The sequence below is a fragment of the Rhizobium sp. YTUHZ045 genome (assembly GCF_051124255.1).
Taxonomy (GTDB): Bacteria; Pseudomonadota; Alphaproteobacteria; order Rhizobiales; family Rhizobiaceae; genus Rhizobium.
Genome location: NZ_CP101433.1, coordinates 26,008 through 52,401, shown reverse-complemented (window position 1 = coordinate 52,401; position 26,394 = coordinate 26,008). Strand labels below are relative to the sequence as shown.

Sequence of the window (26,394 nt, the reverse complement as noted above, 5' to 3'; positions counted from 1 at the left end):
TACTTATCCCTGCAAATATTGAAGGCGGCCCCGGCAGGAACGCCCGGGCCGCCTTTCGGCAGGCCTTAACTGCGGCCCAGTTTCGGATCAATAGGCGCTGAGACCCGTCCCCTTGTATACCTTGTCGAACTCGGCTTTGACGGTGTCGTTCTGGTAGGATGATACCAGCGTTTTGACCCAGTCCGCATCCTTGTTCTCTTCTTTGACAGCGATGAAGTTGCGGTACGGGTTGTCGGCGATCGGCTCCTGCGCAATGCGCTCGGCCGGAGAAAGTCCGCTCTTCAGCGCCCAGTCGGTGTTGACGACGCCGGCGTCGAGGTCGTCGATCGAACGGCCGACGATGCCGGCATCGAGCTCCTTGATCTCGATCTTCTTCGGATTGTCGCTGATATCGGCAACGGTCGCAAGAATGCCGGTGCCGTCCTTCAGCTTGATCAGGCCTTCATTCTGTAGAACCCGCAGCGCCCGACCTTCGTTCGAGGGATCGTTCGGCACGCCGATGACGGCGCCTTCGGGGATCTCGGCGACGGCCTTGTGCTTCTTGCTATAGAGGCCGATCGGCCAGACGCCGGTATAGCCGACGGGGACGATATGATAGCCGTGCTGCTGAACCTGGTTGTCCAGATAGGGCTTGTGCTGGAAGGCATTGGCGTCGATTTCGCCGCGCTCCAGCGCTTCGTTCGGCTGAGTGTAGTCGTTGAAGATGACGGTCTCGATCTTGAGGCCCTTTTTGGTGGCTTCGCTGGTCACCACCCGCCATACATCCTCATCCTCGCCGGCCATGATTCCGACCTTGATCGACTTGTCCTCGGCAAAGGAGGGTGCCGGTGCGGCAAAGATAAAAAGGGCAGCTGCGGAAACAGCGGCGGCCGCAAGAGCCGCGCGGCGCGAAAAATGGAGGCCGTGAAGTTTTTTGTTCTTGGTCATTTTATATCCCGTCTGACTGATGAGGCCGAGCGCCCCGAGCCGGCTGATCATGTCAAAAGGCTGGATCGCGGGCGAAGCAAGATTGTCTGATGTCCAGGAAGGGTCGGAAAAACTCTTGCCGTGCCATCAATACTGGCAGCATAAATTTTCCATCAAATTTATGGATTAATTGCGGCTTGTGAGCAGATTCTAAAGAAGGAGAACGCGCCTCCGGTCGCCGTTTCCATCCACGGCGGCCAAAGGACGAGCCACTTCCGGAGCTCGATATGCCAATCGCGACGTCGGGGATGGCCTCAGGCCCGCGTCTGTTTCGGAATACGCGGCAGGAAGACGGTCAGCAGGCCGAGCAGCGGCAGGTAGGAGCAGATGCGGTAGACGAAGGCGATGCCGTGAGTGTCGGCAAAATCGCCAAGCAGCGCAGCACCTAGCCCCCCTGCCCCGAATGCAAAGCCGAAGAAGACGCCGGCAATCAGCCCGACGCGGCCGGGCACCAGTTCCTGCGCGAAGACGACGATCGCCGAGAAGGCGGACGCGAAGACCAGGCCGATAACGATGCTGAGCACGCACGTCCAGAAAAGATTGGCATAGGGCAGCAGCAACGCGAAGGGAATGACGCCGAGGATCGAAAACCAGATGACGAAACGCGCACCGAAGCGGTCGCCGATCGGTCCGCCGAGGAACGTGCCGACGGCGACCGAGCCGAGAAACAGGAAAAGCATCAGCTGCGCCTGCTGCACGCTGAGTTCGAACCTGTCGATGACATAAAAGGTGAAGTAGCTCGAGACGCTCGCCATGTAGACATTTTTCGTCGCCGTCAGCAGCACCAGGATCAGCAGCGCCCAGATGACGCGGTTCTGCGGCAGCGGCAGAGTTCGGCTGACAGCCGGTTTGCTGGCGTTTTGACGCCTGTGGCTCATATACCAGCTGCCCACCCAGCTCAGCACGACCATGCCGATCATGGCGATGGCGGCAAACCAGGAGACGCTGTGTTGCCCGAGCGGCAGCACGATGAAGGCGGCGAGCAGCGGGCCGATCGCCTGGCCGGCATTGCCGCCGACCTGGAAAAAGGACTGCGCGAAACCGTGGCGGCCGCCGGAGGCAAGACGGGCAACACGCGAGGATTCCGGATGGAAGACCGCCGAGCCAAAACCGATCAGGCTTGCCGCGACCAGCAGCAGCGCGAAATTGCCGGCATTGCCGAGCAGAATGAGGCCGCAAAAGGTACTCGCCATGCCGACTGGCAGCGAATAGGGCATCGGCCAGCGATCGGTGACGATGCCGACCGCCGGCTGCAGCAGAGACGCCGTGACCTGGAACGTCATGGTCAGGAGGCCGATCTGGACAAAATCGAGATCGTAATTCGCCTTGAACAATGGATAGAGCGAGGCGAGCAGTGACTGCATGATGTCGTTCAGCATGTGGCAGAAACTGACGGCCATCAGAATGGACATCGTCGTCTTTTCGAAACGGGGCGCGCGCTCGGCAACGGTTGCCATCAATATCCCTCCTGCACAGGCACGATCAGTGCCGCGTCATTTTCGATGGATTTGGGCGATCGGGGCTGGCAAGACTGTCGAGCGACGGTCGCTGAAAGATATTTACCGCAGGCCGGGCAACGATCACCAGCCCGGTTTGGCCAGGATCGGTACGGCTTTTGTTTGATTTGCCTATTGCCCGACCGGCGCTTGCGTCGCTGGCCGTGTGTTGGACGCGGGTTTTCATATCACAGTCAGCCGAGATCATCGCACGCATGCTATACTATATGAAAACAACCGTGGAAAACTGCTTACAGGGGTACTACAGCTGCGCCGATTGAAATCCGATCGAGGCTGAAAACACGCGATGAATGTCAAGACACCGAATGCCATAGACAGTTACGTCGGCGCGCGCATCAGAACACGCCGGCAGCTGCTTGGAATGAGCCAGGAGCGGCTCGCCGAGCAGATCGGCGTGACTTTTCAGCAGGTTCAGAAATACGAGAAGGGCATCAACCGCATTGGTGCGAGCCGTTTGCAGCGAATCGCCGAAGTGCTTCACACCTCTCCGAGCTTCTTCTTCGAGCAGAACGAGTCGCAGCCATTGAGCCTTCAGGGGTTGACGCTGCCGGACAATGCCGACCCCGTCGCAGAATTCCTGCGAACGAAAGAGGGGTTGGTGCTTAACCGCGCCTTTCTGAAGATTGCCAATCCCGATATTCGTGAAACGATCATCGCATTGGTGAAAGCGATGGCTCAGGCGGAAAGCGGTCCGGCTTTGCCTTCGATAGCGGATATCACCCGTCCGCCTCTGGAGTAGCTGGCCAAGTGGCAATTCTCCTGTGAGCTCGGGCTCGGGTGATCTGGCAAGGAACGGCGGATCTCGTCGAGATCGTTGGTCTGCTGAAGCGGAAATTCGAACATTCCTTCATCAGCGTTACGGCTGGCGAAAATGGCTCCCTGTGGTTCGACGACCCAAGCGGCGACATCCGTCACCTTGCCGCTCCGAAGGTGAGAGCGATCGACACGCTTGCGACGGGCGACATCTTCCACGGCGCTTTCGTGCTGGCAATCGCAGAAGGCATGCCGATCGAAGAGACGATGCGATTGTCATCCATCGCCGCGGCTCTCAAATGCCAGGTGTTCGGCGGACGCATCGGCGCACCCACGCGGGCCGAGGCGTGCGATGCTCTACGGGATTGGAACGTCCGCGTTTCGAAGCGAGCGATGTCGAGTTCATTAGGTGAGGCCGGACGTCGTGTCCTCGCCAACCGCGAGATGCGCCTCCGCTGTACGAAGGCCCGGCCTTGTCAAATTTTGCCATGCTCGCTATCCTGGTCCCGTGAGCACTATGAATATCTCGCTGCCGGACAATTTGAAGCACTTCGTCGACCAGCAGGTCGCCGGTCGAGGATATGGCACGAGCAGCGAGTATGTGCGCGAACTCATCCGTCGCGACAGGGATCGGCAGCAGTTGCGCAATCTTCTGCTAGAGGGTGCGTCGTCCGAGACCACCGAGCCCATCGATGCCAGCTATTTCGATAGCTTGCGCGAGCGCGCAACGAAAAAAAGCTCCAAGTGACCGCAAAACCGGTCGTCCCCCGCCAGTCGGCTCGCGGGGATGTCGAGAATGCCGTGGACTATTACGCTCGCATGACAGGAGCGCAGATAGCGGTAGGCTTCATCGATGCACTGGGGTTCACTGCGCTACTCATATGAACTCGGTCTGCCCAATCTGCGCTGTACGGCGCTGAAGGGTTTTCCTTATATGATCTTCTATCTTGAACGAGCCGACCACGTCGACGTGTGGCGGGTTCTGCACGTCAAGCAGGATATTCCAGCGTGGCTGCAGGATTTAGGAGCATCGGATTAGCTCGGCGTATTTGATTGTTACGTGCTGAGCGGGAGTAAAATGCTATTCCATTATAACGTGCGGCACGAAACGGGATAGATTGGCCGTTATGCGCGAGCGGTCTTCGCGAACGGCAAGACCGCAGGCGCGATCACCGGCAACCCAACTGCCGAGCACAGCAAAGCCGTTATCGCTTTCGAAAAGCGGGGTGTAAGCCTGATTGACAAAACCTTCGTCGGCGTAATCGCCCGGTGCGGAAAACGCTTCCCGCCCATCTCGAAAAATCGTGACGTTCTCGCGCTCAGTCGGCGATTGCCCATAACCAGTCGGGCATCAATACCCGTCTCGGCAGCGCCGTCCAAAGTCTCGAACGCATCAAAACGCGCCAGGAAATGACGGCCGGGCGCATTGAGGCCGGCGCGGAACTGGCCGCGCTGGAAAACGGCAGCGATCTCGATCGTCAGCTGCGCGAGGCCGGCATTGGCGGTTCAAGTGAATCGGCCGACGACATCCTTGCACAGCTGATGGCACCAAAGCACTCGGCCGAGCCCGTCTTGCTCCCCCGCCGCCCGGCCACAAGGACCGATAATATCCGGAGCCGCGGCCCTGTCGGCGGATTTATTCCTGAAGACGGAGGCCGCACGCGGAAAGTCACCACGCTGTCCCAGGAACGTCCGGATCTCAGATCCGGGCACTCCCTCTGCCCGATCGAGCTTGTTCACAGCGACCAGCTCGGCCTAGCTGGTCTCAGGCTGGGCCACCGGACTGTTCCTGCGACACTCGATCAGGCCATTCATGCGCCAGCATGTGGCGAAATCCCACTGCGTAAACTTAGCTGACTCCGAGGAACTGCTTTAACTCAGCAGTCTGCGGATTGGCGAAGACGTCCTCCGGCCGGCCTGCTTCATGGACTCGGCCCTGATGCATAAAGACGACGCGGCTGCAGACGTCGCGGGCGAACTTCATCTCGTGCGTGACCATCAGCAGCGTCATTCCGTCGGCGGCAAGTTCGCGCACGACGGCCAGAACTTCGGCGACCAGTTCCGGATCGAGCGCCGAGGTGATCTCATCGCAAAGAAGGGCGGTCGGCTGCATGGCGAGCGCGCGGGCGATGGCGACGCGCTGCTGTTGTCCGCCCGAGAGCTCGTCAGGATAGGCGTCGAACCTGTGACCCAGCCCCACACGCTCCAGCATCTTGCGGGCGGTGGCCTCGGCTTCGGCCTTGGGTGTCTTTTTGACCACAGCCTGCGACAGCACGACGTTGCCACCGGCAGTCAGATGCGGGAAGAGATTGAATTGCTGAAAGATCATGCCGACCTTCAGGCGCAGCGCCTTTAAATGGACTTCGTCATCGATGAGCTGTGCGCCGGCCACTGAGATGGAACCGCTGGTAATGGTCTCAAGACCATTGATGCAGCGAAGCAGGGTCGATTTGCCCGAACCGCTCTTGCCGATAATGGCAATGACCTCGCCAGGTTCGACATTCAGGTTGATGCCTTTCAGCACCTCGTTGGATCCGTAGCTCTTGCGGACGTCAGTGATTTCGATGAGTGACATTGAGCTTCCTCTCCAGGATCTGGCTGCTTTTCGACAAGGGCCAGCAAAGGGCGAAATAGATGAGCGCGACGAGCCCATAGACGGTGAAGGGCTGGAAGGTGGCGTTGGTGACCACGGTGCCGGCCTTGGACAATTCGACGAAACCGATGATCGAGGTCAGCGCCGTGCCCTTGATGATCTGAACGGAGAAGCCGACGGTCGGCGGTATGGCGATCCTCAGCGCCTGCGGAAGGATGACGTAGCGCATCTGCTGCAGACGCCCCATGCCGAGGCTGGCGGAGGCTTCCCATTGCCCCTTCGCAACCGCTTCGACGCAGCCTCGCCAGATCTCGGTGAGAAAGGCGGCGCTCCATAGGATCAGCGCCAGTCCCGCCGCCAGCCAGGCCGGGACGTCTATTCCGAAGAGCCCGAGACCGAAAAAGGCGATGAAGAGTTGCATCAGCAGCGGCGTACCCTGGAAGAGCTCGATATAATATTTCGCAAATGCCCGACCGGCCTTGCGCCTGCTGATGCGAAGGAATAGCAGGCCGAGGCCGACCACGCTGCCGCCGATGAACGAGACGAGCGATAGAAGAATGGTCCAGCGAGTGGCGAGCAGCAGGTTGCGCAGGATGTCCCAAAGCGTGAAGGTGATCATCGCACTGCTCTCCTCGGGAAGATGAACCAGCCAACCAGGCCCAGCACCTGCCGGAGCAGGATTGCCAGCGCGAGATAGATTGATGTCGAGACGATGTAAGCCTCGAAGGCTCGGAAGGTTCGCGATTGGATGAAATTCGCGGCGAAAGTCAGATCCTCGGCGGCGATCTGCGATACGACCGCTGAGCCGAGCATGACGATGACCACTTGCGACGATAGTGCCGGCCAGATGCGCTGCAGCGACGGCACGAGCACGACATGGCGGAAGGTCTCGAAGCGCGTCATGGCGAGGCTCTCGCCCGCCTCGAACTGGCCTTTCGGCGTTGCTTGGATGCCCGCGCGAATGATCTCGCAGCTATAGGCGCCGAGGTTGACGACCATTGCGAGATTAGCGGCCGTCAATTCGGAGAGCTGGAGGCCGAGCGATGGCAGACCGAAAAAGATGAAGAAAAGCTGGATCAGGAATGGGGTGTTGCGGATCAGTTCGACATAGGCCGCAACGACCGGCTTCAGCCAGACCGGGCCGAGCGCCCGCACCCAGGCGCAGACGATGCCGAGCGAAATGCCGAGCACACCGCCAATCGCGATAAGCTCCAGGGTGATCAGTATGCCCTTAATGATCTGGGGGTAATATTCAAGCAGCCAGCCGAATTCGAAATGGTAACTCAAGGAATGTCCCCTCTTGCGGTGACGGAGCGCATGTCATCCCGCGGAGGCGGGATGACATGCGCGAGACCCGGATTTCCTTAAAGATCGGACGGCAGATCGGCGCCGAGCCACTTCTGCGAGATGGCATTCAAGCTGCCATCGGCTTTGGCGGCGGCGACGATACCGTTCACCTTCTCCAGAAGCGCGGACTGCTCCTTGTTGAGGCCGATGTAGCAGGGCGAGTTCTTGATGAGGAACTTCAGCTCGGGGCGCTTGGGAGGATTTTTGGCGAGGATCGCGGCCGCCACGACATTGCCGGTGGCAATGATATCGACCTGGCCGGACAGGAAGGCCGAGATAGTGCCGTTATTGTCCTCGTAACGTTTGATCGTCGCATCGGCCGGCGCGATCTTCGTCAGCTCGAGATCCTCCACGGCGCCGCGCGTGACGCCGATGCTCTTGCCCGCGAGATCTTCCGCCTTGGCGACCGAAAGATCGGCCGGCCCGAACACGCCGTTGAAGAAGGGCGCATAGGCGACCGAGAAATCGATCACCTTTTCGCGCTCCGCATTCTTGCCGAGACTCGATATGACCAGATCGACCTTGTTCGTCTGCAGATACGGAACGCGGTTGGCGCTGGTGACCGGCACGAGCTCGGCTTTGACGCCCAGCTTTTCAGCGATGAGATTGGCCATGTCGATGTCGTAGCCCATCGGCGCCATATCGGTGCCGACGCTGCCGAAAGGCGGGAAATCCTGCGGGACTGCGACACGCAACGTACCGCGCGCCGTGATGTCGGCGAGAGCATCGGCGTGAGACGGCGAGGTGAAGCTGAAGGTCGCGGCCAGGGCTGCGATTGCGAAGAAGATCCGTCTTGTCAGCATGTGTTCATTGCTCCTTTGAAGTTGTGGTTTTGGGGTCCGATTGCCGGGCGATGGAGGATGCGGCCTTTAGCGGAAGCGACAGGGAACTGCGCAGATCCGAGAGCGGATCTGGGCGCGCCGTCAAGTCGAGGCCCATTTCCACCTCATCAAGATGTTGGACGGAGAGCTCCGCAGCGCTGACGAAATCACCTGCCTGCATGGCCTCGAAAATGCGGCAGTGACCGCCGTGGGACTGCGCCGCATGAAATTCGGATTGATAGAGCATCGAAATGAGGATCGTCCTTGCGGTCAGGTCGCGCAGGATATCGACGATGATCGGGTTCCCGCTCAATTCCGCGATGCGGATATGGAAATCGCCCATCAAATAGGTCAGGCGCTGGCGGTCGCCCGCCGCCATGGCATTCCTCTCCTCATTCAGATGGGCGTCGAGAGCCTTGCGTCCCTCCTCCGTCAGCACGGCCATGCTGCGCAGCAATCCGGCCTCGACGACACGCCTCGCCTGATAGACGGCGATCGCATCCTCAGCGGAGGGCTCGACGACGAACCAGCCGCGCCGGGGGCTGACATGCACGATGCCGCGCGTCTCCAGACGCATCATCGCTTCACGGACGCGGGTTCGCGACACGCCGAAGAGCGCTGCCAGCTGATTTTCGCCAAGTCGAGTGCCCGGCCGGATCTTGGCAGAAAGGATCCCGGAGACGATCGTTGCCTCAATGGATTTCTGCGTGGTCTCGGATGTGTGGCTCTCTTGCATACAAGGCAGAAAGCAAAGCCCGTGCCAAAAACCCCCCGCTCTGGATCATCAACCTGTCTCGGACTTTTGGCGGGAAATCTGCCTGCCGGGGATGCAGACTGAACGTAATTTGGGCGAGCGCGCCCCCCTCCCCCTGCCCTATCGCCGCGCCGTCGTCTAATTGAAGCTCGATGTTTTGAGAAATTCTGCCAATCGTTCGGTCTTCGGACGCAGGAACATTTCCTTCGGATCGCCCTCCTCGCAGATGACGCCCTGGTTCATGAAGATAACGCGGGATGAAACCTCATAGGCGAAACGCATCTCGTGGGTGACGAGCAGCATGGTCATGCCGTCGGCGGCCAGCCCCTTGATCACCTGCAGCACTTCGCCCACCAGTTCCGGGTCGAGGGCTGAGGTGACCTCGTCGAACAACATCAGCCGCGGCGACATGGCGATGGCGCGGGCAATTGCGACACGCTGCTGCTGGCCGCCGGAGAGCTGACCGGGATAATGGTTGGCGCGGGCGGCAAGGCCGACCCGGTCCAGCCATTTTTCAGCAATGATGCGGGCGTCCGGCTTCGTCATCTTCTTCACCTTGACGAGGCCGAGCATGACGTTTTCGGCCGCACTCATATGCGGGAAGAGATTGAACTGCTGAAAAGCCATGCCGGTCAGGGCGCGCTGGCGCGCAATCTCCTTCTCGCTCTTGCGCCGCCGCGACGCGCCGTCGACGTGATAGCCGATTTCCTCGCCGTCGAGTCTGATCGCGCCGCCCTGGAATTCCTCGAGCATGTTGACGCAGCGCAGCAAGGTGGTCTTGCCTGAGCCGGATGAGCCGATAATGGAGATGACTTCGCCTTCCTGCACGGCGCAATCGACCCCCTTGAGAACTTCGTGGATACCGTAAGTCTTGCGCAGACCCTTGATGTCGAGAATGGTCTTGGCCATCGGTAGGCTCCTCAGGACGGCAGGGCGGTCTTGCGCTCGACATATTTGCCGAAGTGCTCGATGCCGTAGTTGACGATGAAATAGAGACCGCCGGCCAGAAAATAGAACTGCAGGCTCATGAAATTGCGGGAAATGATCTCCTGCGTGCGCAGGAGAAGCTCGGCGACGCCGATGACGGAGAGCAGAGTCGAGGCTTTCACCATCTCGGCCGCCGTATTCACCCAGGCCGGCAGACATTGGCGCATGGCCTGCGGCCACAGCACCGAGGTGAAGGTCTGGGTAAAGGTCAGACCGATCGCTTTGGCGGCTTCGGTCTGCCCCTTCGGGATCGCCTGAAGCGCTCCGCGCACGATTTCGCCGACATGGGAAGAGCAGAAGACGGCAAGGGCGAGGACGCCGGCGGAGAACGGTCCGAGATCAAGACCGACTGCAGCGGAGACGTAATAGCTTGCCAGTACGAGCACGAGCACCGGCGTGCCGCGGATGATATCCGTATAGGCCCGCACGAGGAGACGTAAAACGAAGCCGCCGTAAACCAATGCCAAGCCGACAAAGACGCCAAGGACGGAGCCGGCGAGAATGGCCAGCAGCGAGATCGACACGGTCATAGCAATGCCGTTCATGATGACGTAGCGGGCGATCCAGAGTTGTTCGAGAAAGGTGTGAGACATCGGAACTATCTCGGCAGGGCCAGACGGCGCTCGACGAGGCGCATCAAGGCGGCGATGAGGAAACAGGTCGCGACATAGAGGGCTGATGTAACCAGCCATGTTTCGATGACGCGGAAGCTCTCGACATTGATCTTGCGGGCGGCAAAGGTCAGCTCGGGCACGGCGATGGCGGCGGCGAGCGAGGTGTCCTTGAAGAGCGAGATGATGGTCGAGGAGAGCGATGGCAGCACGTTGCGCAACATCAGCGGTGCGATGATCGAGCTTCGGATCTGCATTGCCGTCAGGCCGATTGCGAGGCCGGCTTCCGTCAGACCTCTCGGGATCGACAGCAGTCCGGCGCGGAACACCTCGGCCAGATAGGCGCCGGAATAGAGCGAGAGAACCAGCACGAAGCTTTTCATCTTGTCGAGGCGCAAGCCCATCTGCGGCAGCGCGAAAAAGGCGAAAAGCACCAGGACGAGAATCGGCAGGTTGCGAATGATAGTGACATAGATGCGCGCCGGCACGAGCGCGAAGCGGCTCCTCGACGTCAGCGCGAAAGCCACGACAAGACCGATTGCGGCCCCGATCAGGATCGAGATCACGGCAAGGCCGAGGCTGAGGGCAAGTCCGCTTAAGAGAAAGTCGAAATTGCGCCAGACGGCAGCGAAATTCAGCGTGTAACCCATGCGGGTCCTTTCAGACCGGAGAATGCCGCCGAACCTGTGAGCGGCCCGGACGGCGTCATACTCCACCACTCGATTCAGAAGCGCACTCAGATCTTAGCCCCACCTGGACCAAGACCATCCTGTCTCAGCGGAGCGGGAGCGAGCTCCCGTCCCGCATCGCGGTCACTTGAATTCGACGGGGAAGCCGATCTGCGGCGGCGTCAGATCCTTGCCGAACCAGGTCTTGTAGGATTTGGCGTAAAAGTCGAAGTCGACACCGGTCATCGCTTCGTGAAGAGCGGTGTTGACGAAGTTCAGCCAGTCCTGATCACCGCGCTTGACGGCGCAGGCATAGGTCTGTGGGTTCCAGCCGTAACCAGCATCCTTGTAGCGTCCCGGGTTCTGCGTCATGTACCAGGCGAGCGACGACTGGTCCGTGGCGGCGGCATCGGCGCGCCCGGACTCCAGCGCCTGATAGATCAGGTCGACGGATTCGTATTGGTCGACGGTCGCTTCCGGCAATGCCGCGTGCACCATAGCCTCGGCATAGACGTTCTGGAGAACCGAGATGGTGACCGACGAGCCGGCAGCCTTCAGGGCGGCATAATCGGCATATTTTCCGTCCGCCTTGAGCATCAGGCCGACGCCCTCACGATAATAGGGAATGGTGAAGGCAACCTGCTGGGCGCGCTCGCCGGTAACGGTCATGAACTGGCAGGTGATGTCGACCTTATCGGTGGTGATGTTCGGAATGCGGGCATCCGAAGACTGGTTGACATATTCGATCTTATCCGGATCGCCGAACAGGGCCTTGGCGACGATGTGGCCCATGTCGACATCAAAGCCCTGAAGCTTGTCGTCCGCGCTCTTGAAGTGCCACGGCGCATTGGTGCTGCCAGTGCCGAGCACGAGATGGCCGCGGGTCAGCACTTCGTCGAGCTTGCTGCCCTCGGCGAGCACAGGCGTCGACACCAGGGCGGCGACGGCCAGCGACATCAGGCCGGTGCGAAAGGAAATGATCATGGCGTTCCCCTTGTAGATGTTTCGATGATCCAATATACCGGACACCTGTCTATTTTATTGGATTTCGATATCAAGTGCTATCGGCGGTGAATTGTCAATGGGGCATGCCGAAAAAACGCGCAGCAGAGTGCTTGGCGATTTTTTCGGCAGCGCAGCATTTTGCGGTTGATTTTTGGGTAACCCCCACCAGCGGCGCCCCAGCACCAGGCGGCAGGATATAGGAAGCGGAAGCCTTTCAGGCACCGCAATAGGCGTCATCGCACGCCAGGCCGGCGTGCAGCGCGAGTATTCACTGGCCCTTGATGGGTTTAACCACGTGGTCTCTTTTGAAGGGGTTTTAACGGAGAGGCGACTTTCTCAGCCGCTTTTCAATTGTGCCATCGCAAGCAGCGTATCGGCGCTGATCGTCGCCGAGCCGGTCAAGATGGAAAGTGCCGTCGACGTGGTGCCTGTGCCGTTGGCCATGTCGTACATGGCGGTAAAGCGCTTGATCAGATCGTCGACCTTGTCCGGATCGGCGAGGTCCTTGATGTCGATGAAATTCTCGATCATCTCGGCCTGTTTATCGACATCCATGTTCGAGACGTAACTGGAGAGATTGAAGCTCGTCGTGAAAAATTCGAACAGCGCGCTGTCACCCAGAATGTCATAGGCACTCGAGATGTCCGGCGCTTTGCGTTCGAAATAAAGTGCGAGGCGAACGCCGGTGTTGCTGTCACCCTGATCATCCTCGAGCGTCAGCCTGACATAGGCGTCGACCGTCTCCAGCACATCGCCGCGCTGCTGCACCGTCCCCGTAGCGTCCGCCGAAATATTGCCGTCCTGATCGAAATTGAACGCGCCGACGAGTTCGGCGAAACGATGATCATCCAGCTTGTTGACGTAGCTGTCCTCATCATCGAGATCGGAGGAAAACATCTTCTCCAGGTCGTCCGACGTTACGTCCTCCGGATCCAAGCCCTTCGCCTCGAGCGCAAAGGCAACCAGGCGGTCATCGGCGAGAAACTCGCTGGCAGAGGTGATCGTCGCCATCTGGTCGCGGAAATAGGTGATCTCGTCGTCCGCGGCGTCGGCCGCCTCGGTCAGTTCGTCGCCTTCGAGATATCGGATCTTGTTCTGCTTGTAATAGGCGGCATAGTCGTCGACGACGGATTCCGACATCGCCTGCAGCGGGACGGTCACATCGCCTTCGCTGTCGAAGTTGAAGGCATTGCGAAACGCCTCGAACCGATCGTCCTTCAAGCTGTTGACATAGCTCTTCGGATCGCTGGGATCACTTTCGAGGATCTTCCGGACTTCGCTTTTCGAAACCTCGCCGGAGTCTATGCCAAATGCCCGCAGCGCCATCTCCCATAATTCAGGAAGATCGTCGTTGTCGTCATCGTCATCATCGGCGTTCGACACCAGGAAATCGTCGATCGAGGTGACGCTGGCAATGCGCGTCGTATAGTTGTCAACCGCATCTTCCGTGTCGGTATTGGCGATCAGCACCTGGTAGTTTTCATCGAAGACCGCCGTGGTCGCGGCCGTCTGTTCCGACGTCTGGGCCGTGTCGCCGTCGGCAAGCGCGCCGTCCTCATCGAAATTAAAGGCATCGTGCAGGTCGGACAAGCCGATCGCGTCGGCGGTGTCGGCGCTTTTCAGGGCCGCGGAAATGAAGTTGTCTGTTTCGGTGTCGGAAAGACCGTAGGCCGTTCTGAGATAGGACACCAGCTTCTCGTCGCTCATTAATTGATCGACGGAGGTGATGTTTCCGATCTGAGCAGCGAAATAAGTATCATAAGCCTCCCCGGTCTCCGTGGAAGCGATCGTCGATGATGCCACGGCATAAGCGCTTGTCACCAGCGATAGCTGGTCTTCCGACATCACCTCGCCGTCGACCGAGCCGTCCTCGCTGAAATTGAAGGCCTCTGCCAGGCTGACATAGACATCGTCGTCGAGCTGGTTGACGAAACTCTCGGAGTCGTCGAGATCGCTCGTCAGAACATTCTTCAGAAAGCTGGTCGAAGTATATTCGGTGCTGAGGCCGAAAGCCGTCAGCACATAGTTCTTCAGGCGCGAACTCGACAGCAAATCGTCGACCGATGTGATCGACGAGATATTCTCCTCGAAATAATCGGTCTCATCCTCGATGTTCTCGGCCTCGGTATCGAAGGACTCTTCGTAAGCGTCAAGCAGGCTGTCCCGCTGCGCATCTGATTGCGCCGTCTTCGTCTCGCCGGAGAATTTGAAGGCGGCGGCGAACTCGGCATAACGACCGTCGCTCAAGCTGTTGGCGAAGCTCGATGAATCGCTGAGGTCGCTCTCCAGCACCTTCTTCATGAAGGCTTTGGCATAGGTCATGTCTTCGAGGCCGTAGGCCTTCATGGCGTAGGAATAGAGTTTGTAATCGCTCATGAACTCGTCGACGGTGGTGACCTTGTCGATGTTTTCCCTGTAATAGGCGCTGTCGCGGGCAACCGTTGCCTGGGAAGCCACACTGGAGAGACTGGCGTTGAGATTCCGCGCGACCGCGAGATAGCTTACATAGGTTGAAACCAACGTCTGTCCTCTTCATAGGCGCGTCAACGCGCGCGAAAGCCTGCCGGCGGCCACGGTGGAACTTTTCGTCTTTACGGGAATGTCGTCGCCGGTCATGGCGAAGCACAGCCACCTACATGTGGCCGAATCGACTTAATGGAACTCCATAGTTCTATAAATCATTCAATCGGGAATTGGAAGCTTGAAATGGACGGATCTACACCATCAGTTCAAGCGGCCCCGACGCCGGCGGCGAAGATCGAGATGCAGCGGTGAAGATGGGCCAACATCAGGGCCCGGTCGGGCCAGGCTTGCACGCGGCCTTCCGGCGGGCCCATGCCGCCAAAGATCATATCCATCAGCATGCGGGCGCCGCTCTCCGGATCATCCAGCGACAGCCTGCCTTCCGCCCGGCGATCGTTCAGCCAGTCGGCGAGATGCTGCCGGCTGGCGAGTATGCCTTCGCGCTGGAGAATGTCGATAAGCTCGGGAAACTGCGCGGCTTCGCGAAAGACAAGCTGCAGGAAACCGGCGCGTTCCGAATCCGTATCGTCATCCATGTCGATCATGAAGATCCGCTCGAGACTTTCCGCGATCGGAATATCTTCGGCAGGCCGCGGCAAGTCGAGCATCAGCCGCCGATGCGCGCCGACGACGGCGGCAAACAGCTCTTCCTTGCTCTGAAACAGCTTGTAGAGCGTCTGCTTGGAAACACCCGCCTCCGAGGCGACGACTGCGGTCGTGCTTCCGGCATAGCCGTATTTTACGAAAACGCGGCGGGCGACCTCGACGATATGCGTCCGCTTGTCTTCATCGCTGGAGACTTTAGGCCGGCCTCTTTTGCGCGGCTCATCTGCGGGCTCGTCGACGATATCCACGACGATCAGACCGCTTTGCCGACGTGCATGCCGACGATCGTGAACAGCAGCCTATTATTTCTGAGGGGTGATTTTTTCGGTTGTGGCATTAGCAATTTCGATTTAGAGAACTCATCAGTTCTGTAATGCGTTGCATCCCCACCCTCAAGCGATGGAGCGCTTATGACGACCATTTCGGCCGCCACGTCAGTCTCTTCCTATTCCTATAACAAGAGCTCGACATCCGCATCCCAGGACATCCTATCCTGTAGTACGGTTTCAGCAAAAAAATCAACCGCAAGCGGGCAGCTCGACGAAGACACGTCCAGCAGCGCCGACAAACTGATGGCCCAGCTGATGACGCTGGCAATGAACCGTTTCGACCAGTCCGGCTCCACCGGCGAAGGGGACGGCGGCACAGGTATGGATGTTGCTGATCTGGATACCGACGGCGACGGCTATGTGAGCAAGGCCGAGTTCGTCGCGGCCCGGCCGTCCGATGTCAGCGAGGATCAGGCCGGAACACTGTTCGACAGCTTCGATAGCGAAGGCGCAGGTTCGCTGTCGGTCGATGCACTTGCCGAGGCGATGTCCGCTCAGCGGTCGGAACGTCCCGATGGCCCGCCCCCGCCGCCGCCAGGCGATGATGATCAGCTGGCGTCCATGCTCTCCGATCTCGATACCGATGGCGACGGACTCGTCAGCAAGGCCGAATTCGTCGCAGGCCGTCCGTCCGATGTCAGCGAAGATCAGGCAGGAACGCTGTTCGACAGCTTTGACAGTGAGGGCGCCGGTTCGCTGTCGGTCGATGCGCTGACCGAGGCCATGTCCGCCCAGCAGCCGGGACACCCCCAGGGACCGCCGCCGTCCGAGGACGAAGACCAGTTCGCCTCCCTGCTTTCCGATCTCGATACGAATGGAGATGGGGTGGTGAGCCTCGACGAGTTCATGGCCGGCAAGCCTGACGATGTCACCGAAAGCCAGGCGAGCCAGCTCTTCGATCTGCTCGACACCTCAGGCACCGGTTCATTGTCCACACAGTCCGCGGCCTGACGCCGGCAAGACGTCGTCGCCGTTGCGGTTTCTGGAGGACTGCAATGGCGACGGTCTGAAGCGGCCCGGCAGTTGAGCCGGCAGAGCCTTCGGCCGGGCCGCTTCTTATTATTCGAATGGTGCGCTGCATCAGGCGCACGATGTCACACGCTCGGATGAACCGACGCGACGAGAGCCATCACGGGGTCAGTCCAGACAATCAGATTATCGACCGGAGCCGGCCTATGCTCGGCGCCTGACGATGTCTTGCGCCCACCATCCGGGCCCTGGAAGCCTGTCGTCACATGGCATGTTCCCAAACCTTCAAGGATCGAGCCATGAGCATTTTTGGAAGCATGAAAACCGCCGTCTCCGGCATGAGCGCCCAGGCAAACCGACTGAGCACGGTTTCCGACAACATCGCCAATGCCAACACCGTCGGCTACAAGGCCGTTTCCACCTCCTTTTCGTCGCTGGTCCTGCCCTCTTCCTCGGGCAATTACAATTCCGGTGGCGTCCAGACATCCGTGCGCCAGGCGATTTCACAGCAGGGCGATATCTCCTATACGACTTCGGCCTATGATCTCGCGATCTCCGGAGACGGGTTCTTCATCGTCGAAAGCGCCGACGGTACGCCGGTGCTCACCCGGGCCGGCGATTTCTCGGTCGACAGCGACGGCAATCTCGTCAACAGCGCCGGCTACACGCTGATGGGCTATTCCTATGATTCCGGCGTGCCGGCGGTTGTTGTCAACGGTTTCGACGGCCTAGTGCCGGTCAACGTCGCCCAATCGGGCCTGAGCGCGGTCGCGTCGACCAGCGCCTATTTCAGCGGCAACCTCAACTCCGAAGCGACCGTCGTCACCGATTCGACGACCTTGCCGAGCGCCAACACGTCCGATGTCACCGACGACACGCAGAAAATGTCACTGGTCGCCTATGACAGCCTCGGCGCCACCGTCCAGTACGACTACTATTTCACCAAGACGGGCGTGACCACGGATGCCAACGGCGCGGTCACCGGCAGCACCTGGGAGGTCGCGGTCTACCGCAATGCCGATGCATCTACCGGCGGCACGACGTCCTTCCCCTATTCCTCCGACGCCGTGAGCGTCGCGACGCTCTCCTTCGACGCCGACGGCCAGCTGACGTCGCAGGCAAACACCGACATCGTCGATCCGACCACGGCACAGACGATCGATATGGACTATTCGGATTTCACCCAGCTTGCCTCCGACTTCTCGGCGACAGGTTCCGCCGACGGCCAGGCCGCAAGCGCGGTGAGCTCAGTTTCGATCGGCACGGACGGCGTGGTGTCGGTCTCCTATGCCAACGGCACGACGAAATCCCTCTATCAGATCCCTCTCGCGACGGTCGCAAGCCCCGACAATCTGACGCTGCTCAGCGGCAACGTCTACACCGCCAACGGTATTTCCGGCGTCACCGTCACCGGCTTCCCGCAGACGAACGGGCTCGGCTCCATCCAGTCCGGCGCGCTCGAAAGCTCGAATGTCGATCTCGCCGGCGAATTGACCGAGATGATCGAGGCGCAGCGCAGCTACACCGCCAATTCGAAGGTGTTTCAGACCGGCTCCGACATCATGGATGTCCTCGTCAACCTGAAGCGATAGAGGGAACGCCTGGATGTCGCTCACGTCAGCCTTGAACAGCGTGCAGAGTATTTTCAACAATACCGGCCAGCAGAGCAGCGTCGTCTCGACCAACATCGCCAATGTCGGAAATTCCGACTATGTCAGGCGGGAGGCGTCGATCACGACGTCTCTTTCCGGCGCTCAGGTCGTCAGCATCAGCCGGGCCCAAGAAACTGCGCTGCTCGCCCAGTACCTGCAATCCAACGCCAAGGACAGCGCCCAGCAGACGCTCGTGACCGGCCTCGAAAGCCTGCAGTCGCTGATGGGCGGCAATGACTACGAGACATCCCCGAGCACCTATCTCGCAGCCTTCCAGGAGGCGCTCCAGACATATGCGACGTCGCCGAGCAATACGACCGCCGCGCAATCGGCCGTCACCGCCGCGCAGGATCTCGCCAATTCGCTTAATACCGCGAGCGACGGCGTCCAGTCGATCAGGGCCGAGGCGGATGCGGAGATCGCCACGCAGGTCTCCACGCTGAATACGCTGCTGTCGCAGTTCGAGGCGGCCAACAACGCGGTTAAGCTCGCGACATCGACCGGCGCCGATACATCCTCGGCGCTCGACGAGCGTGAGAAGCTCCTGAAGCAGATCTCCTCGATCGTCGGCGTCACCTCCGTCGTGCGCGACAATAACGACATGGCGCTCTATACCTCGGACGGCACCGTGCTGTTCGAGACCATACCGCGCACCGTCACATTCGCGTCGACGGCAACTTATGTCGCAGGAACCGAGGGCAATGCCATCTATATCGACGGCGTGGCGCTCGATGTCGGCGAGGGTTCGACGACGAGTGCCTCGGGCAGCCTGCAGGCCCTGCTGCAGCTCCGCGACGAGATCGCCCCGACATTTCAGGACCAGCTCGACCAGATCGCCAAGGCCCTCGTCCAGGTCTTCTCGGAAACCGACGGCAGTACGAGCGCGCCGGGACTTTTTACCTGGACGACGGCATCGGGGACAACGGGAGAAACACCGTCTGATACCGACGATATCACCGGGATTGCCTCCACCATCTCGGTCAATCTTGCCGTCGTCACGAGCGAAGGCGGCGATGCGACCAAGCTGCGCGACGGAACCGTCAGCGGCATCACCGATCTCAACACCTCCGGAGACAGCGGTTTCTCCGACAATCTCGACGCCCTCTATCAGGCGCTGACGGAACAACGCTCGTTCTCCGCCGACGCCGGTCTCTCCACAACGCAAAGCCTGACGGACTATGCCAGCGCCTCTATCGGCTGGCTCGAACAATATCGAAGCGATGCGACGTCGGCCTCGGAAACCACGGCCGCCGCACTATCTCGCTCCGACGAGGCCTATTCCAACGAAGCCGGCGTCAATCTCGACGAGGAGCTGACGCTCCTTCTCGACATCGAACAATCCTACAAGGCTGCGACGAAGATCCTGAACGTCATCGACGAGATGTTCCAGTCGCTCCTCGACATAGCGAGCTAGTCATGAAAGCATCTTTTGTCTCATCATCGGCGATGCAGAACGTTTTGCGGCTCACCATCAGCCAGTCCCAGAACAAGCTGCAGCAGGCCTCGACGGAAGCGACCACAGGAACTTACGCCGATATCGGCGTTTCCCTTGGGAGCGGCGCCGCAAAATCGATCAATCTCACCAGCGCGATCGCACAGGCCGCCTCGTTCAAGACAAGCAATTCCGTCGTCGCGCTGCGCATGGAAGCGTCGCAAACCGCTCTTTCCAGCCTCAAGGATGCCGGCGACAGCCTGGTCTCCAACCTGACCGCGCTTCAGGCAAGCCAGGATACGACGAGCATCGCTGTTGCCCTGCAATCGGCAAGCGCCACAATTTCGCAGTTGATCTCGACGGCCAACACCTCGGTCAATGGCGAGTTCCTGTTCGGCGGAACGAACCTCGACAGCCAGCCCCTCACCGACCAGTCTTCCGCAGTCTCGGATACGATCGTCACGGCGCTCACCGATTATGCAACCGGTCTCGGAAAGGACGTCAGCGAGCTGACGGGCGAGGAAATCGGCAGCTTCATCACCGATACGGTCGAGCCGATGTTCTCCGAAAGCAGCTGGACGGACGCTTCGAGCGGCTGGTCGAGCGCATCCAGCACCGACATGACCAGCCGGATCAGCGCATCGGAAACCATCACCTCGTCGACCAACGCCAATTCCGAAGGCATGCGTTACCTGGCACTTGCCTCCGTCGTCGTCTCCGCCCTCTTCGGCCAGGATCTGAGCTCGGACGCGCAGAGCACCGTCGCATCCAAGGCGATAGGCTACGCGGCCCAGGCGACTTCGGGCATCGTGACGCAGCAGAGCGAGCTCGGCCTCTCGCAGGAGCGGCTCGAAAAGGCAAATGACGCGCTCGACGCCCAGTCGAGCCTGCTGCAGGGAAAGCTCGTCGACCTTCAGGGCGTCGACACCTACGAGGCTTCGACGCTCGTCAATCAGCTGCAGACGCAGCTGGAAACCGCCTACACGCTCGTCTCGAAACTCCAGAATCTCAGCCTGGTCAACTATCTCTGACGGATTGAAAATGCGCGAACTCAAGCGGCCGCAGATACCGGCCTTAAGAAACGGGCCAAACACGTCCTGCTCCGAAATCGTGGCGGAAGCAGCCTTCGCGCTTGCCTCCGGCATCATCGATACGATCCCATTCGTCGGTTGCAAGCTCGATGAGCAGCAGGCGCGGGCGTGGCCGCGATCAGGTGTCTTCACCGATGACGGCGTCGAAATGACCACCACGCCGCCTGAAATATTCGAGCTTTGCGAGCTGCTGGCAGGCCATATCGAAAAGGGTGCGGCATTCGACGTCTTCGAGGTTTTCCACAAGATTGCGCGGATCGACCGCCTGATCGACTGGAGCCACGGGGCGGTGCTCTCGCCCGAGCCGCATCCGGTAACGCATTGACAGAAGGCGCGAAATATCTTCCCTATGGCGGCACGATCGCGGCCAGGCTGGCAGGAAGTACAGCCTAGGCCGATCTTGCATAAGGCTAGTCCGTTGCGGCATTCCGGACTTTGCCATAGGAGAGTGAAGGCGGCTATCGAAGTCTGCCGGCAATGGTCTTTCAGAGACCGAGTGTGTTTTTGATGTCGAAGCCGCGCGCGAAGCTACCCTTCTCCGAAGAGACCCTGCAGGCCATGCTTGTCCGCGTGCTGCGTCCGCTGGTCAAGCTCGCGCTCGCTTCCGGCTTCAACTTCACCGCCTTTTCGGCCATTCTTCGCCGGCTCTATATCGAAGTTGCCGAGAAGGAATTTGCGCTGCCGAACAAGCAGCAGACGGACAGCCGCATCTCACTTCTGACAGGCGTCCACCGCAAGGACGTCAACCGGCTGCGCGGACAGGAGATTTCGACATCGTTGCTGACCGTCGGTGTTTCGCAAACGAGCCGCATCCTTGCCCGATGGCTGGCCGACCCGCTCTATTGCGATGCCGAGGACAGGCCAAGCGCCCTGCCCCGAACCACAAGCGATGGCAGCCCTTCATTCGAAAGCCTGGTGAGCGATATCACCAAGGATGTCCACCCCCGCTCCATCCTGGACGAATGGCTGGACAGGGGCATCGTCGTTCTCGATGAGGACGGCTGCGTCCGGCTCGACCTCTCATCGATCGTCCCGAATGCCGGCGACGACGCCCGCCGGCATTATTTCACCCGCAACCTTCGCGACCACGTGCAGGCGGCGGTCACCAACCTGATGAACGACCCTCCGCCCTTTTTCGAACGCGCGGTTCATTATGACGGCATATCGCCCGCGCTGGCGGCCCGGCTCGACGAGCTTGCCCGCGAGGAAGCGATGGCGCTGCTCCTGAAGCTCAATAAGGTAGCCCATCAGGCGATCAAGGACGATCCCGGCGGCAACAGCCGCTGGATCGCGGGGCTCTATGTCATGACCGAAGAGGGTGAGACGGGTCTCCAGGCAGACGCCGCTTCCAAGACGGAGGCGGATGAATGAGCCCGTCGGTGATCTCGAGAAGACAGTTTCTACTGGCCGGCATAGCGCTTCAGATCTTGAAGCCGGGATTTGCCGCCGCGCAGTCGACCAGCACCAACGATCATGGAATCGGCGGGTCCGGCACCTCCATCCAGGGCGGCGGCGAGAATGAAGACCACGGCATCGGCGGAACCGGCATCGTCGGGACCATCCAGGGTTTTGGAAGCATTATCGTCAACGGCATCCACATACCGTTCAGCGCGACGACGCCGATCGAGATCGATGGACGGCATGTTCCCGCGAGCGCGATGAAGGTCGGTCATGTCGTCCGTGTGCTGCTGAAGGGAAAGCGCGCCGCCCGCATCACGATCGTCAGCGAGGTTCAGGGGCGTATCGACCGGTTTAGCAAGGCTTCGATAACGATCCTTTCGCAAACCGTCGACATATCCGGTCTGGCGACGAAGGGCCTGCGGAAAGGCAAGCGGGTCGCCGTCTTCGGCATCCGCAAACCAGACGGCACAATCGTAGCCCGGCGCATCGAACCCCGCTCCGTCTCGGATGGCGCCCATGTCCGCGGGATCCCCGTCAAGAGCGGCAATCGCGTCCTGATCGGCGGCCTTTCGCTCGGAGGCGCGCACCGTCAACTGGTCGGCAAGCAGACCGTCGTGCATCTCAAGATAGCGGCCGATCGGTTGGCGATCACCCGCATTCAGCCCGAACCCATAGTGCCGGGCCTCAAACGCGGTACCGTCAACATCGAGACCTTCCGGGCGACCGACAAGGACAGACCGAGATCAGGCCCCGGGGGTTCGCCGCCCTTCGGGTCGATGCGGCTATCCTCGGATGGTCACGGCTTCGTTGATATCGGCGTGCGGGATTCGAACAGAATAACCGGCTTTCCAAACCTGGGTCCTCCCGGGGGCATCGATGCCCGGCCGCCACGCGGCTTCTGGGATGGTCCACCGCATGATCACCCGCCCTTTGGCAGAGCCGGTCCTGACGGCTTTTCCGGCCCGGGCGGACCGGGACCAGGGCCGGGGCCGAATGGTCCGCCGCCGGGGCCGCCACCAGGACCACCACCGGATTTTCCGGGCCAGCCCTGACGATGTAATTGAACATTTGACAAATGGGAAAATTTCCCATTTATTGGCCCTGCGATCCTTCGTTCGGATGATTCCGAAATAGGGCTTGCCGATTGGCTAACGGGTACCGCCCCACACCCGCTAGCCAATTGTTCATTTCTCATTTGATTTCAAGTGAATACCGCGTTCCCGCGTAAGCTCACGATGAATGGCCGCCGAAGGCCGATCCGAACCAAACCCTCGTCGCCCAAGAGGAAACAGACATTGCTTTTGCTGCAACGCGAACCCGAGATGCCGATGGAGATGGACGAACCGACCGTCGTTACAACCTGGGAAAACCGCACGCAAATCATCGAAATCATGCATAGCGCGCGTGAGATGAGCCAGGAATTCCAGGCTCTCTGGGATAAAAGCGGCGGCAGCGGCCGACTCGGCCAAGACGACACGGACAGGCTGATCGAACTGCTGCGAGAGATCGGCAACCTCAACGAGATGCTGATGCGATTGGCTTGAGTGGCGCCGTTGTCAATGAAGTATTGCGACGATCGCAATCGTCTCTCTGCAATTTACAAAACTGGTCGGCTTGGCTTCAGGTTCGTGGCTGCGGTGCTGCTCAGATCAAAACTCCCACGGGGAAATCAATTCAAGGTTCGTAGTCACGAAATCGCTCAGGTTTCGCGTCGCGAGCCGACCGCCATTAACCCTCGCAATAGCTGCGATCATGCCGTCCGGCGCTGACATGCCGCGCCCCTGATGAGCTGCGGTCCCCATGATCTCGCCATAGGCAAGAGCGGCTTCTTCGGTCAGGCCAAAAATCCGGTCCGCGAAGCGGCGCCGCCAGTCGGAAAGTCCCTGTTCGAGGCGTTCGGCTCGTTGGTCGGGCCGGATCTTCTGGATACCGAAAGCGATCTCGGCAATCGTCACCGTGGGCAGTGCCAGTTCAGCATCATGACGAACCAGCCATGCGATTACCGCTTTATCAGGCGATTTTCTCAACGTCTCCGAAACGACGTTGGTATCGATAAAAATCAAAGCTCGATGCCTTTGTGCGCCTGCCGGTCTTCCTTCACGACGGCCTCAAGGTCAATATCCGTCCCACTTTGTTGCGACAGCCTGCTGTAGAAAGACGATGCCGGCTCACGGCCGGCCTCGCGTATTTCATAGGATTCGAGCGCCCGCTCGACGATATCGGCTATCGAGCGGTTTTCGCGGCGGGCGAGTCGATGAGCAAGGTCACGTGCCCTTGCACTTCGTACGGAAAGCTGGGGTTCGGCCATCTTAATTTCCTTTACGACAGATATAGTGCGCTCCCCATAAGCCATCAAGATGGCAATTGATGGCTTGATACCTAAATAGCTCACATTTCATGAACCACCCGAATTTTGGGCAGTCTGGGAAGATCTTTTGGAGCCTCACACATTCCAGAATTAACCATATCTCAGGGTTCTTGAGAAATAATGCTCCGTATAAATCCGGCGACTCGAAGAAGAGAGCCGCAAAGTATTTGGAGAGAGTCTTGGCATTTACCATTGCGCGCAGCCTGGTGGCGTTTGGCATCGCCGTTTCAGCCGGTCTTTTCATGTCGATTGGATTGCAGCAATCGGCGCTTGAAAGGCTGAAAGTCAACGGCCCGGTTTATGAGCAGGTGGTCTACGGCAAGGATCTCATCGCCGACATATTGCCGCCGCCGCTCTTCGTGGTCGAATCCTACATGCTCTCCTTCGAGGCGAGCAAATTTCCCGAACTCACCGAGACCAATCTGGCGAAGATCGCCAATCTGAAGGCCGCTTACGACGACCGCCGCGCCTATTGGAAGTCCACCCGGCTGCCGCAGGCTTTGAAGGACGAGCTCGAAAACGATGTGCTGACCAAGGGCGATGCATTCTGGGACGTGATGAACCGCGAGATCATTCCGGCGCTGAAAGCAAAGGACGAAGACAAGGCGCACGGCGCGATCGAGCAGTTGCGCGTCGCCTTCCATACGCACCAGGATGCTGTGGAGAAGCTCGTCGCGAATTCCGACGCTTTCCTGAAGGGCGAGGAAACGAACGCAGCTTCGGAAATCGTGACCTGGACGATCTATGCGGGAGCTGCAGGCTTCGGCTCCTTCGCTCTGCTGCTGGCGGGACTCTATCTTCTGCGCCGCCGGGCAATCGTGCCGCTCGATGGCATGAAGGCCTATATGGGCAATCTTGCCGAAGGCGATTTTTCGACCGAAGTTCCCTATGCGAACCGTTCCGACGAGATCGGCGCCATGTCCAAGGCGGTTGCGGTGTTCCGCCGTAATGCGCTGGAACGGCAGGACGCGCAGAAGCGGGAAACGGCGCTTCGCGATGCCGAATTCGAGCGCGAGCGCAGCCAGATGGCCGAAAAGGCGGCCGAGGAGCGGACACGCGAAACGGTTATCAACGAGTTGACATATGGCCTGGACCAGCTGTCGCACGGCAATCTTGATTGCCGTATCACGACAACCTTTGCCGCCGCCTATGAGAGCTTGCGCGCCAAATTCAACGACAGCCTGGATGCTCTTTCCGCCTCAATGGCGGAGGTCGCCCAGACCTCCCGGCAGGTCGGCAGTTCCTCGACCGGCATCACTAATGCCGCCGACAGTCTCGCATCCCGCACTGAGCAGCAGGCGGCTATGCTAGAAGAGGCCACCGCCGCGCTCAAGGAGATGAACGCTAAAACCAAGGACGCCTCCCACCATGCCGGCAAGGCGACCGGTATGATGGCCGAGACGCGCAGCAGCGCCGAACATTCGGCAGCCATCGTTCGCGATGCGATCGCCGCCATGCAGAAGATCGAAGGTTCGTCCGCCCAGATCGGCGAGATCGTCAACGTCATCGACGAGATCGCGTTCCAGACCAACCTTCTGGCGCTCAACGCCGGTGTGGAAGCTGCCCGCGCAGGCGAAGCGGGCAAAGGCTTCGCCGTTGTAGCGCAGGAAGTACGTGAGCTCGCCCTCCGTTCGGCCAATGCCGCCAAGGAGATCAGATCTCTGATTTCCACGTCATCGTCTCAGGTTTCCACTGGCGTGGAGCTCGTCAACCGCACCGGCAAGGCGCTAATGGAAATCGAAGGCCAGGTCGAGCAGGTCGCCGGCCTGATCGCCCGCATCGTTTCGGTTTCCTCCGAGCAGGCAGTGGCGATCGGGGAAATCAATGCCTCCGTCAATGCGCTCGATGAGGTCACGCAGCGCAATGCCGCCATGGCCGCGGAAACGGTCTCAGCCTGTCGTGCGCTCGGCGGCCAGACGCAGACGCTGGAAGGGATTGTCGGTCGCTTCCAGACCGACGCGGCAACTGCCGGGTCAAGAGCGCGCAAGGCGGCTTGATGTT

General features: G+C 59.8%; 26 protein-coding genes and 4 pseudogenes. 14 read left to right on the top strand and 16 right to left on the bottom strand.

Annotated elements, in window-relative coordinates; genetic code table 11:
* Nucleotides 1-87: 87 nt before the first annotated feature.
* Both NMA58_RS22305 and NMA58_RS22300 read right to left on the bottom strand, forming a co-directional pair.
* Nucleotides 88-927 carry a MetQ/NlpA family lipoprotein gene (locus NMA58_RS22305; RefSeq protein ID WP_434713959.1) on the bottom strand — a complete coding sequence of 280 codons (840 nt, stop codon included), beginning with the start codon at nt 925-927 and terminating at the stop codon, nt 88-90.
* A 293-nt stretch (nt 928-1,220) separates the two neighbouring features.
* A complete protein-coding gene (locus NMA58_RS22300) occupies nt 1,221-2,423 on the bottom strand; it encodes an MFS transporter (RefSeq protein ID WP_430957460.1) in 1,203 nt (400 codons plus the stop codon).
* 346 nt (nt 2,424-2,769) lie between these two features.
* On the opposite strand from NMA58_RS22300, the gene NMA58_RS22295 reads away from it, so the two are divergent.
* From NMA58_RS22295 to NMA58_RS22280, 4 genes and pseudogenes are all read left to right on the top strand, one after another.
* The gene (locus NMA58_RS22295) at nt 2,770-3,222 is read left to right on the top strand and encodes a helix-turn-helix domain-containing protein (protein WP_434713958.1); all 453 of its coding nucleotides are present in this window, start codon (nt 2,770-2,772) and stop codon (nt 3,220-3,222) included.
* A gap of 50 nt (nt 3,223-3,272) precedes the next feature.
* Nucleotides 3,273-3,620: pseudogene (locus NMA58_RS22290) on the top strand (PfkB family carbohydrate kinase); the annotation flags it as partial.
* Nucleotides 3,621-3,753: 133 nt separating this feature from the next.
* Nucleotides 3,754-3,984, top strand: coding sequence for a type II toxin-antitoxin system ParD family antitoxin (locus NMA58_RS22285; RefSeq protein WP_183698306.1), 231 nt, complete (start codon nt 3,754-3,756; stop codon nt 3,982-3,984).
* A pseudogene (locus NMA58_RS22280) lies at nt 3,981-4,275 on the top strand (type II toxin-antitoxin system RelE/ParE family toxin). The gene NMA58_RS22285 and the pseudogene NMA58_RS22280 overlap by 4 nt, the downstream one beginning before the upstream one ends.
* Nucleotides 4,276-4,317: 42 nt before the next feature.
* Here the strand turns inward: NMA58_RS22280 and NMA58_RS22275 are convergent.
* Nucleotides 4,318-4,557 (bottom strand): annotated as a pseudogene (locus NMA58_RS22275) (glutathionylspermidine synthase family protein); the annotation flags it as partial.
* Between NMA58_RS22275 and NMA58_RS22270 the strand changes: the two are divergent.
* Nucleotides 4,551-4,841 (top strand): annotated as a pseudogene (locus NMA58_RS22270) (PspA/IM30 family protein); the annotation flags it as partial. The pseudogenes NMA58_RS22275 and NMA58_RS22270 sit on opposite strands and share 7 nt — an antisense overlap.
* A gap of 244 nt (nt 4,842-5,085) precedes the next feature.
* Here NMA58_RS22270 and NMA58_RS22265 read toward each other — a convergent pair.
* From NMA58_RS22265 to NMA58_RS22215, 11 genes are all read right to left on the bottom strand, one after another.
* Complete coding sequence (locus NMA58_RS22265) at nt 5,086-5,811, bottom strand: amino acid ABC transporter ATP-binding protein (protein WP_434713956.1); 726 nt, start codon at nt 5,809-5,811, stop codon at nt 5,086-5,088.
* Nucleotides 5,789-6,448: an amino acid ABC transporter permease gene (locus NMA58_RS22260; protein ID WP_183698308.1), complete on the bottom strand. Its 660-nt coding sequence runs from the start codon at nt 6,446-6,448 to the stop codon at nt 5,789-5,791. Before NMA58_RS22260 ends, NMA58_RS22265 begins: the two co-directional genes overlap by 23 nt.
* The gene (locus NMA58_RS22255; protein ID WP_085781600.1) at nt 6,445-7,116 is read right to left on the bottom strand and encodes an amino acid ABC transporter permease; all 672 of its coding nucleotides are present in this window, start codon (nt 7,114-7,116) and stop codon (nt 6,445-6,447) included. Before NMA58_RS22255 ends, NMA58_RS22260 begins: the two co-directional genes overlap by 4 nt.
* A 77-nt stretch (nt 7,117-7,193) precedes the next feature.
* Nucleotides 7,194-7,979, bottom strand: coding sequence for a transporter substrate-binding domain-containing protein (locus tag NMA58_RS22250; RefSeq protein WP_430957458.1), 786 nt, complete (start codon nt 7,977-7,979; stop codon nt 7,194-7,196).
* A 4-nt stretch (nt 7,980-7,983) separates the two neighbouring features.
* Complete coding sequence (locus NMA58_RS22245) at nt 7,984-8,733, bottom strand: GntR family transcriptional regulator (protein WP_430957457.1); 750 nt, start codon at nt 8,731-8,733, stop codon at nt 7,984-7,986.
* A 156-nt stretch (nt 8,734-8,889) separates the two neighbouring features.
* Nucleotides 8,890-9,660 carry an amino acid ABC transporter ATP-binding protein gene (locus NMA58_RS22240; RefSeq protein ID WP_430957456.1) on the bottom strand — a complete coding sequence of 257 codons (771 nt, stop codon included), beginning with the start codon at nt 9,658-9,660 and terminating at the stop codon, nt 8,890-8,892.
* 11 nt (nt 9,661-9,671) lie between these two features.
* Entirely contained in the window at nt 9,672-10,331 is a 660-nt protein-coding gene (locus NMA58_RS22235) for an amino acid ABC transporter permease (protein ID WP_430957455.1), read from the bottom strand.
* Between the two features lie 5 nt (nt 10,332-10,336).
* The gene (locus NMA58_RS22230; protein ID WP_085781605.1) at nt 10,337-10,999 is read right to left on the bottom strand and encodes an amino acid ABC transporter permease; all 663 of its coding nucleotides are present in this window, start codon (nt 10,997-10,999) and stop codon (nt 10,337-10,339) included.
* Nucleotides 11,000-11,161: 162 nt separating this feature from the next.
* Nucleotides 11,162-12,001, bottom strand: coding sequence for a transporter substrate-binding domain-containing protein (locus NMA58_RS22225; protein WP_430957454.1), 840 nt, complete (start codon nt 11,999-12,001; stop codon nt 11,162-11,164).
* 357 nt (nt 12,002-12,358) lie between these two features.
* Nucleotides 12,359-14,542 (bottom strand): DUF1217 domain-containing protein, encoded by a 2,184-nt coding sequence (locus tag NMA58_RS22220; RefSeq protein WP_430957453.1) that lies wholly within the window; start codon nt 14,540-14,542, stop codon nt 12,359-12,361.
* A gap of 209 nt (nt 14,543-14,751) precedes the next feature.
* Nucleotides 14,752-15,399 carry a TetR/AcrR family transcriptional regulator gene (locus NMA58_RS22215; RefSeq protein ID WP_430957452.1) on the bottom strand — a complete coding sequence of 216 codons (648 nt, stop codon included), beginning with the start codon at nt 15,397-15,399 and terminating at the stop codon, nt 14,752-14,754.
* Between the two features lie 162 nt (nt 15,400-15,561).
* On the opposite strand from NMA58_RS22215, the gene NMA58_RS22210 reads away from it, so the two are divergent.
* The 8 genes from NMA58_RS22210 (at nt 15,562) to NMA58_RS22175 (ending at nt 23,569) form a co-directional block, all read left to right on the top strand.
* Nucleotides 15,562-16,431, top strand: coding sequence for an EF-hand domain-containing protein (locus tag NMA58_RS22210; protein WP_434713954.1), 870 nt, complete (start codon nt 15,562-15,564; stop codon nt 16,429-16,431).
* Nucleotides 16,432-16,748: 317 nt separating this feature from the next.
* Nucleotides 16,749-18,041: a flagellar hook protein FlgE gene (locus NMA58_RS22205; RefSeq protein WP_430957450.1), complete on the top strand. Its 1,293-nt coding sequence runs from the start codon at nt 16,749-16,751 to the stop codon at nt 18,039-18,041.
* A 13-nt stretch (nt 18,042-18,054) separates the two neighbouring features.
* Complete coding sequence (gene flgK, locus NMA58_RS22200; RefSeq protein WP_430957449.1) at nt 18,055-19,515, top strand: flagellar hook-associated protein FlgK; 1,461 nt, start codon at nt 18,055-18,057, stop codon at nt 19,513-19,515.
* A 2-nt stretch (nt 19,516-19,517) separates the two neighbouring features.
* Complete coding sequence (locus NMA58_RS22195; protein WP_430957448.1) at nt 19,518-20,564, top strand: flagellar hook-associated family protein; 1,047 nt, start codon at nt 19,518-19,520, stop codon at nt 20,562-20,564.
* Nucleotides 20,565-20,574: 10 nt separating this feature from the next.
* A complete protein-coding gene (locus tag NMA58_RS22190) occupies nt 20,575-20,949 on the top strand; it encodes a DnaT-like ssDNA-binding protein (protein WP_430957447.1) in 375 nt (124 codons plus the stop codon).
* A 152-nt stretch (nt 20,950-21,101) separates the two neighbouring features.
* Nucleotides 21,102-21,995, top strand: coding sequence for a DUF6502 family protein (locus NMA58_RS22185; protein WP_430957446.1), 894 nt, complete (start codon nt 21,102-21,104; stop codon nt 21,993-21,995).
* The gene (locus NMA58_RS22180; protein WP_430957445.1) at nt 21,992-23,077 is read left to right on the top strand and encodes a DUF5666 domain-containing protein; all 1,086 of its coding nucleotides are present in this window, start codon (nt 21,992-21,994) and stop codon (nt 23,075-23,077) included. Before NMA58_RS22185 ends, NMA58_RS22180 begins: the two co-directional genes overlap by 4 nt.
* A 243-nt stretch (nt 23,078-23,320) precedes the next feature.
* A complete protein-coding gene (locus NMA58_RS22175; RefSeq protein WP_430957444.1) occupies nt 23,321-23,569 on the top strand; it encodes a hypothetical protein in 249 nt (82 codons plus the stop codon).
* Nucleotides 23,570-23,674: 105 nt separating this feature from the next.
* On the opposite strand, the gene NMA58_RS22170 is transcribed toward NMA58_RS22175, so the two are convergent.
* Nucleotides 23,675-24,088, bottom strand: coding sequence for a type II toxin-antitoxin system VapC family toxin (locus tag NMA58_RS22170; protein ID WP_430957443.1), 414 nt, complete (start codon nt 24,086-24,088; stop codon nt 23,675-23,677).
* Nucleotides 24,085-24,333 (bottom strand): type II toxin-antitoxin system VapB family antitoxin, encoded by a 249-nt coding sequence (locus NMA58_RS22165; RefSeq protein WP_430957442.1) that lies wholly within the window; start codon nt 24,331-24,333, stop codon nt 24,085-24,087. Before NMA58_RS22165 ends, NMA58_RS22170 begins: the two co-directional genes overlap by 4 nt.
* A gap of 239 nt (nt 24,334-24,572) precedes the next feature.
* Here NMA58_RS22165 and NMA58_RS22160 point away from each other — a divergent pair, with 239 nt between their 5' ends.
* Entirely contained in the window at nt 24,573-26,390 is a 1,818-nt protein-coding gene (locus NMA58_RS22160; RefSeq protein WP_434713952.1) for a methyl-accepting chemotaxis protein, read from the top strand.
* The last annotated feature ends 4 nt before the right edge of the window (nt 26,391-26,394 follow it).